Source organism: Streptomyces lushanensis, assembly GCF_001700515.1.
GTDB classification, from domain to species: Bacteria; Actinomycetota; Actinomycetes; order Streptomycetales; family Streptomycetaceae; genus Streptomyces; species Streptomyces lushanensis.
The window spans coordinates 1-5,971 of sequence record NZ_MAUD01000216.1; the positions used below are offsets into that span (position 1 = coordinate 1).

Genomic DNA, 5,971 nt, shown 5'->3' on the forward strand with positions numbered 1-5,971 from the left:
TCGTCACTGACGACTGCACGCCCGTGCTGCTCCGCCCACCTCACGTAGGCGGGAATGGCCAGGGGCCCGGACGGGGGTCCGGGGGCGAGGTGGTCGACGGCGTCCGGGTGTTCGGCGTGCCAGGCCAGCAGCACTCAGCCAGCTCCCGACCGCGTGCGTTGGGGAGGGGACGGAGTGCGGTCTCCCCGGACCGTGGTCGCCGGGTTCACGGCGTACGGCTGTCAGCCGGGGTGTCGCCGTCGTCCAGCTGGTGCATGGCGTAGACGCGTTCTTCGGGGTGGCGAGCCAGGCGGGCCGGCATCCAGGCGGTACGGGCGTCCATGCCCGGCCTGAACGATGCTACGAGACGGCGGGCCTGCCACGTCGTACGGGGAGCGAGCACCCAGCGAGCCGGGGAGAAACGGACGCGCCCTGTGCCGGTTGCGGTCGCTTCGCGGGAGTGAAGCGCCGGCTCGCCGCACGGGTCGGGACTGCGGGAGTGTTCGGTCCGGTGTCGGCCACGGCGCGAGTCTCACAGCACCCCGGGGCAGCACGGGCGCGATCAGGAGGCGACCACCACAACGAGTGAGCCGATGTCGCGCCCCTCTGCGGATTCCGCTCATTCACTCCCGGTGTCTCACGGGCCGTGTCCGGGAATCGTGCCCGGCCGGCCTTCTGGGGCGCCATTCTGGGGGCCCTCGGCAAGCTCGTGAGGTTGAGGCGGGTGTCCACGTCGAGGTCACAGGCGCCGGGTCCACCCAGGACCGCGGCGTGGCCTGGCGGTGCGCTTCGGGGGCACGGCCGGCTGGGCTGGCCTTCACGGGTGTGTGCCACAGACGTCCGACCCTATTTGATCTTGGTTGGGCAGAGGGTCGTCTATGCGAACCCCTTCCCTGCTCTCGGATCGCGTGTAACTGAGCGTTGCGTCGGCCCCGGAGGTTCGGAGGACTTGAGCGGCGTGGTGAGTTCTGTTCTCACCGCGCCGGGCTGGTCTCTGGTTTCGTGGTGCGGGCGGCGTGGGCGTAGCGGGCGGCGAGGTCCCCGAACGCGGTGGCCAGTTGGGGTGGGCCGATGACTTCGATATCAGTGTCGAAGCGGCCGATGATGGCGGCGAGTCCGGTCCATGACCAGGAGCCGAGGATGAGCCGACAGTGACGGGAGCCGAGTTCCTCGACGATTCCGTCCTGGGCGAAGGGCGCGACATCGGCGGCCGGGAGGCGGAGGATGACTTCGCCCTGGCAGGGCCAGTCGGTGGTGGTGCCGTCGTTGCCGCGGAATCGGCTGGTGATGAAGGTGGAGACGTTGCCGCCGGGGAGGTCACGAGGGGTGAAGCGGGGGCCGGTGGGTGTGCGGGGCCGGACGCGGTCGACCCGGAAGGTACGCCAGTCCTCGCGGTCGAGGTCCCAGGCCACGAGGTACCAGCGATGACGCCAGGTGACCAAGTGATGGGGTTGTACGCGGCGGACGTCATCGGCCGAGGTGCTTGGACCCGGGGCGTAGTCGAAGCGCAGTTCCTCGCGGGCGTGGATGACGCGGCTCAGGTCCACCAGGACCTGGGTGTCAACCCGAGGAGTGTCGCGGGGCGCGGGCGGTGGGACGGCGGTGATGCGCAGCAGGTCGATGCGGTGGCGTAGGCGGGGTGGGATGACCTGGCGGAAGGTGGCCAGGGCGCGGGTGGCGTCTTCGGCGACGGTGGTGCCGGTGGCCGCGGTCTGCAGTGCGACGGCCAGGGCGACGGCCTGGTCGTCGTCGAACAGCATGGGTGGCATGTGAGTGCCGGCCTCCAGGCGGTAGCCGCCGGCCGGTCCCTTGACGGTCGTGATCGGGTAGCCGAGTTCGCGTAGGCGGCCGATGTCACGCCGCACGGTGCGCGAGGTGATGTCGAGACGCTCGGCGAGATCCTCGCCGGACCAGTCACGGTGCGTCTGAAGCAGCGAGAGAAGCGAGAGCAGCCGGGAGGATGTCTTCTGCATGAGATGCATTCTTCCCGCAGTACAGGACACAACCTGTCCTCTACCTCCGCCATGGTGGCGTACGAGCCGTTCGGGAGGCGTCGCTCCTGGTCGGCAGCCGCCACTTGGACTTGGACAGTCGGCGGCGTATCTGTCACATCGAGGCAAGGAGCAGGTCATGTCTGTCACGACCACCACTCACCTGAACTTCCGGGGCACCGCACGTGAGGCGCTGGACTTCTATCAGTCCGTCTTCGGCGGACGTACTGTCGCGGTCACCTACAAGGACGCGGGCGCCGTGCAGAACGAGAGCGAGGCGGACTGGGTGATGTGGGGCGAGGTGGCCGGCGACAACGGCTTCCACGTCATGGCCTATGACGTGCCGTCGCAACTGCCCTGGAACCAGGGCGAGAACCCGTTCTTCGTCTCCGTACGCGGTGACGACGCCGAGGAGATCAGCGCCCTGTGGGGCAAGCTCGCCGAGAGCTCGACCGTCGTGCGTCCGCTGGAGCCCGCGCAGTGGGCGCCGCTGTACGGCATGCTCACCGACCGCTTCGGCGTCACCTGGGTCCTGGACGTCACCGCCCCGTACAACGGTCGCTCGCGCAGCGTCGCGTCGGCGGCCGGGAGCTCCCACGCGTGATCGGTGGTCAGAGCGCTGATCGCTGCTTCGAGACCCAGCGGCTGGCGTCCGTCCCTGCGCACCCGTACGGGCCGCGCGGCTTCGACTTCGCTTCGGCTTCCTCTCCGGCCGCCGCCGCGTTCTTCCGCGCGGCTTCCGTCGGCCCGCGGTGCGGCCCGGGCCAGGTTGACGCCGGACGCCTCGCCGCCGCTCGTGCCTGCCCCCAGGGCGGCAGGTGGTCTCGTGGAGGGTGGTCAGATGCACCAGGTGCGGATGCGATCGGCTGCGTCGTAGGCGTCGCTGTGTCCGGTGTCGATGTCGCGGGCGAGGTCGATGAGCGCGCCGTAGGGGGCGTCGATGCCTTCGCCCGCGGCGTTCATGTAGGCGACGGCAATGCCGGTGCCGAAGAGTGCGTTGCGGGCGGGGAGGGGGCGGAGCCGGATGATGGCGTGCATGAAGGCGGCGGCGCGCCAGGCGTTGTCGGCAGTGGTGCCGATCCTGGGGGTGTTGACGCGGTGCCGGCCTACGGCGGCGACGAGGTTGGAGAAGTCGTGGACCGTGGGGTGCTTGGGGAGGACTTCCGCCTGGCGTTCGAGGAGCCAGCGGATGTCGATGTAGAGCTCCACGGTCAGGCGGCCCGTCCCGGCGCCCCCAGTCGACTGGGGGCGTCGTCGGGGAAGGCGGCGTCGAACGCGTCCGCGGCGCCGTCGATGAAGTCGCGGAAGATTTCGGCGGCGCCTTCGAGGCGGGGGGCGCGGACGGCGTCGTGCGCGGCCTGTGTGATCAGCGCGGTCACCGTGGTGCCCTCGGCCTCGGCACGCTCCTTGAGCAGTGCGTGCAGTGTGTCATCGACCCGGATCGTCACTGGCTTCGACATACCCATGGCTGTACAGCAAGGCGTACAGCAAAGGTGCGGCAGCTGAGCGCGCGGGGAGGCTGCTCAGAGGCGGCAGAACGGTGCTGGGGCGGTCTACTGGATGCGGTACTGGTCCGGCGGGCACGGCCGGGACGGCGTCGGCCAGCAGCTTGGCGAGGGGGGATTTGCCGGAGCCGTTCGCGCTGACGACGGCGAGTACCTCGCCTTGGCTCACGCGTACGTCGATGTTGTGAAGGCGGGTGCGTCGCTGCCTGGGTAGCGGAAGGTGACGCCCCTTGCTTCGATGGTCTGGGGGTGGCGGGGACGGGCTGGGTATCGCTGGGCAGGGTGGTGCGGGCGGCGGTGTCGGTGAGGAAGGTGTCCCAGTCATCCAGGTACAGGCCGGTTTTGCAGGAGGCGTTGGTGCCCTGGACGAGACCGGTCAGGAGGCGCCGGCTGGTCTGGGCGGCGATGAAGGCGGTTCCGGCCGCTGCGGGCGGGATGCGGCCGGTCGCGGTCAGCCACAGCAGCGCGGCGTGGACGCCACCGCTGGCTGCTCCGGCGGTGGCGTCGCCGAGGATCTGGTACCGGGCGTGACCGCGCCCGACTTCTGCGGCGGCTTCTTCGGCGGGTGGTGACGGTGCGGAGGCGGTCGAGGAGGCAGGTGCGCATGATGTTGGCGCGGACTTCGAGGGCGCTTTCGCGAGCGCCGCTGCCGCCTCAAGGGGGGATCAGCAGCCGCGGCCGACGCGAAGGGAGGTCATCTTGTCGTTGAAGTGTGAGGCCACCGCGGCTTCGGACCTGCCCTGCGGGATCGAGAACATGCACCCAACGTAGTTGCCGTGCTCGTAGACGCTGACCGTCTTGCCGGTGCGATTCCAGTACGAGGTCATGCGATCGTTCATGTAGTTGCCGACGTTGGGGTTCGACGTGGTGTAGTGCCTGAAGTCACCCCGATAGCTGGACTGCTCCCAGACGCAGAACGATCCGGACGGACACTGGTTGGGGTCGGCTGCCGCCGGGGGCGCGGTCAGCGAGGCGGTTCCTGCGGCGACCGTCAGAACGGCCGCGGCGGTCCACAGGCGCGGGGTGATGCTTCCGAGTCGGGACATGCTCTCCTCCGTTTTTCGGTCCGGACACCCTCGCCGGGGTGCCCGGACAATCCAGGCTCGCACTCGGGCCCGGCACCAGGTACTTCTCCCGACACGCCGACGTTCATGACAGATGTCACCCGCCTGGGCGAACCATCTGTGCGACATTCCCGGCTGCGCCGCGTGGCGGCGGTCGGGACGACGTTGTAGACGTCATGGTTGAAGGGGAACGACAACTGGCCGAACCTCGCGCCTGTGCTGTCCACCAAGACGATCGACTGGGACCTCGTCCTCCCCGGCAGTCGGCCGGTACAGCCGCGCGGAGCCACCGGCAGCCATGCCCAGGACCTCATCGATGCCGCCCAGCAGTCCTTCGTCGACGGCCGGCAGCAGGCCATGCGGGCAGGCGTTGCAGCCATGGCCGCCCTGCTCGTCCACATCGCCCTGCGCGGCCCGAAGAACACCGCCCCTCTCCGGCCCGACGCCGAAGCAGCCCCCGAATCCGCGACCACCGGGAACGTCGCCGCCCGCTGACCCCCACGGGAAACACCGTGCGCAGCCCGCACCGGCCGCCCGCACGGCCCTCGCGCCGGACCCGACGCCGCTCAGCACCCCGAGCACCTGGCCGAAGAAGACGCGACGGGCCAGGCGGTGGCGGGCCCAGGCCCGGCCGACCGCCGGGCTCGAAGAACCGTCACCCCGCCACCCGTCACGACGTGGACAGAGTGTTCGTCACTGGCGAGGCATACAGCCGGAATGCCGCTCTCTTTTCGAAACTGAGAACTCCCTTTCTCTGAGATTGAATTGCGGCGCAGCATGACGCGACAGCAGCATCAGGGGGACAGGTTGTTCATCATCGGTGTGCTGGCCTTGACGTTGTTCATCCTGGCCATCATGTGGGCCGTCCTCGGAGTGCACGCTCTGCTTCTCGGCCGCATGCCGGGCCACCGGCTCCACCAGCGAGTGCGGCAGCCGAGACTCTGGGGAGGACGCGTCTACACTTCGGCGGTCGCCAAGGTGAACTGAACTCGGCGGCACCAAGGGTCGATGCCCGCTCCCCGCAGCTGCGCCACGGCGTCGGGCCCCCAATCCTCACCTCGTGCCGTCGCACCCCGACGCCGAGAAGGCCGCCAGGCCCATGGGCTTCGAACATGATCGCCCAGACAGGTCATTTAGACCGTGTCCTATGTGGTGAGTCGGGTGAGTCGTTTGTAGCAGCAGAGGGCCGCGGCGAGGCCGAGGAATGCGAGGAAGTGTTCGGCTTTGCGTTCGTAGCGGCGGTGCAGGCGTCGGCAGCCGGCCAGCCAGGAGACCGTTCTTTCCACGACCCATCGGTGGCGGCCCAGTCGTGTGGACGACTCGATGCCCTTGCGGGCGATGCGGTGGCGGATGCCGCGCCCGCGGGGATGGTCCCTCGACGAAGCGAAGGCCAGGTTCGAGACCGATCGCTCCGCGCGCGCGGCATCCGCCA

8 protein-coding genes are annotated in these 5,971 nt (G+C 69.5%); 3 read left to right on the forward strand and 5 right to left on the reverse strand.

The genetic code is table 11. The annotated features are described in order from the left end of the window. Positions 1 to 953: 953 nt before the first annotated feature. Positions 954 to 1,952, reverse strand: a complete 999-nt coding sequence (locus BFF77_RS18810; protein ID WP_107422189.1) for a helix-turn-helix transcriptional regulator — start codon at positions 1,950 to 1,952, stop codon at positions 954 to 956. A 157-nt stretch (positions 1,953 to 2,109) separates the two neighbouring features. Between BFF77_RS18810 and BFF77_RS18815 the strand changes: the two genes are divergently transcribed. Further along, on the forward strand, positions 2,110 to 2,574 hold the full coding sequence (locus BFF77_RS18815; protein WP_066951105.1) for a VOC family protein: 465 nt from the start codon (positions 2,110 to 2,112) through the stop codon (positions 2,572 to 2,574). A 233-nt stretch (positions 2,575 to 2,807) separates the two neighbouring features. On the opposite strand, the gene BFF77_RS18820 is transcribed toward BFF77_RS18815, so the two are convergent. From BFF77_RS18820 to BFF77_RS18835, 3 genes are all read right to left on the reverse strand, one after another. Further along, on the reverse strand, positions 2,808 to 3,179 hold the full coding sequence (locus tag BFF77_RS18820; protein ID WP_079125289.1) for a toxin Doc: 372 nt from the start codon (positions 3,177 to 3,179) through the stop codon (positions 2,808 to 2,810). Positions 3,180 to 3,181: 2 nt separating this feature from the next. After that, on the reverse strand, positions 3,182 to 3,430 hold the full coding sequence (locus tag BFF77_RS18825) for a ribbon-helix-helix protein, CopG family (RefSeq protein WP_066951119.1): 249 nt from the start codon (positions 3,428 to 3,430) through the stop codon (positions 3,182 to 3,184). A 710-nt stretch (positions 3,431 to 4,140) separates the two neighbouring features. Then, the gene (locus BFF77_RS18835) at positions 4,141 to 4,521 is read right to left on the reverse strand and encodes a peptidase inhibitor family I36 protein (RefSeq protein ID WP_066951112.1); all 381 of its coding nucleotides are present in this window, start codon (positions 4,519 to 4,521) and stop codon (positions 4,141 to 4,143) included. A 234-nt stretch (positions 4,522 to 4,755) separates the two neighbouring features. Between BFF77_RS18835 and BFF77_RS33380 the strand changes: the two genes are divergently transcribed. After that, on the forward strand, positions 4,756 to 5,034 hold the full coding sequence (locus BFF77_RS33380; RefSeq protein ID WP_425424391.1) for a hypothetical protein: 279 nt from the start codon (positions 4,756 to 4,758) through the stop codon (positions 5,032 to 5,034). 282 nt (positions 5,035 to 5,316) lie between these two features. Beyond that, positions 5,317 to 5,526 carry a hypothetical protein gene (locus tag BFF77_RS18845; RefSeq protein WP_066951116.1) on the forward strand — a complete coding sequence of 70 codons (210 nt, stop codon included), beginning with the start codon at positions 5,317 to 5,319 and terminating at the stop codon, positions 5,524 to 5,526. A 158-nt stretch (positions 5,527 to 5,684) separates the two neighbouring features. On the opposite strand, the gene BFF77_RS18850 is transcribed toward BFF77_RS18845, so the two are convergent. Continuing rightward, a partial coding sequence (locus BFF77_RS18850; RefSeq protein ID WP_245703582.1) for a transposase occupies positions 5,685 to 5,971 on the reverse strand: 287 nt, incomplete at its 5' end.